1 protein-coding gene is annotated in these 1,513 nt (G+C 34.2%); it reads left to right on the top strand.

From position 1 onward, the window contains the following. Positions 1–773: 773 nt before the first annotated feature. A partial coding sequence (locus tag G466_RS22770; protein ID WP_034236222.1) for a CBM96 family carbohydrate-binding protein occupies positions 774–1,513 on the top strand: 740 nt, incomplete at its 3' end.

Raw genomic sequence — 1,513 nt, 5'->3', positions numbered from 1 at the left:
AACTGTAATATTGTCATTAACTTATCTTTTTGACCAAAATCCTTAGGGGGGTCAGTATGGCCAGAATAGGGGGTCAACATCACCAGAATATCCACACTAACTTATGAAAACCATATATATTACCTGGTTCTTATATCCGAATGGGAAAAAATCAATAATTTCTTGACAACTTTGACCTAAATTGATATAAATTTTTATCTACAATTTCAAAAAGAATTGTGAGCATATAACAAATTATAGGCGTAGAATATTTTCTATTTTCATTTCTACATGTCTAGCCTTAAGAAATCAAATTTTAATTGTGGCATTCACAAAACCTGTATAATATTCTCACCAATTTAAGGAAAAATAGTTCAATTATAAATTATCAAAACAGCTAAAACTCACCTTCATTCCCTTTTAGCGGAAAATCGCTGTTAAATTACAGTCCACAATAACACGTAAAACCTTACAGTTCAATCAAATAAAAGATACAACTATTGCCTTTTCCTGTTATAGAATTCCCAAAAAACAAGTACGACTCTTAAACTTTTGCGCACTTCGTCGAAAGAAATGAGCATTTCATCGGCGTTATGATAATTTAAAATATCATTGCACCGCGAAATAAATCACTCCCTAAGATTATAAAATTTATAATAGGAAATTTCCAATTACATAAATAATAGTTATGGTTGTTCGCAAGGTTTTAATACTTGCTTTAAAGTGCATATAGTTTTAAAATAATTACAAATTCGAATATTTATTAATTAATCCATTCAATAATTTTGCTTACTATGAAATTTAATTTCCCCAACCCCCTAAGAGCAGCCTTAAGCTGTATAGTTCTTTTCTTTTTCTTTTCCTGTAGTAATGACCTCGATGAAACTGAAGAGCTCAGCGTAATTCAATATCAAGCTAAGACCTCCCAAACGGTTACTCTAACTCCAATATACGATGCCTTCTTACAAGGAAGCAAAAGTTACAATTCATCTATTGTTCGTCTAGAGGAATCCAAGCGTACTGGCTATCTAATGTTCGATCTAAGTAAGATTGAAGGTGAGATTACTTCCGCTAATCTAGAATTTACCATTAGTTCTGATCCCGGATATGGTACTATAGAGGCCCACCTAGGTGATGGTTCTAATTGGACGGATACTAACCTCTCCTCCAAAAACAAGCCAAATCCTAATACCTTTTTAGGCAGTATCAACAAATCTTATAAATTGGGAAGTAAAGAGAAAATATCGCTAAAAGCAGATTCTTTTAGCGCCGATAAAGCAACTTTAATTCTCTCCCATAAAAATGGGAACGATTTGGCATTTGCCTCTAGTCAAACCTCTTTATCCCCTAAATTAACAGTAACTTATAGCAGCACCAATACTGGGAATGTAACGGAAACGGACAAAATTCCCGAATTTAGCGACCCAAACGCAGTGAACTTCAGCAAATATGGTGCGGTAGGTGACGGTAAGGCAGATGACACCAGAGCAATTCAGGCCGCATTGGATGCAGAAGGTTCTTTAATTGCAAATGA

The organism is Arenibacter certesii DSM 19833, from assembly GCF_000429545.1.
Taxonomy (GTDB): domain Bacteria; phylum Bacteroidota; class Bacteroidia; order Flavobacteriales; family Flavobacteriaceae; genus Arenibacter; species Arenibacter certesii.
This window is presented reverse-complemented; position numbering and strand designations above follow the sequence as displayed.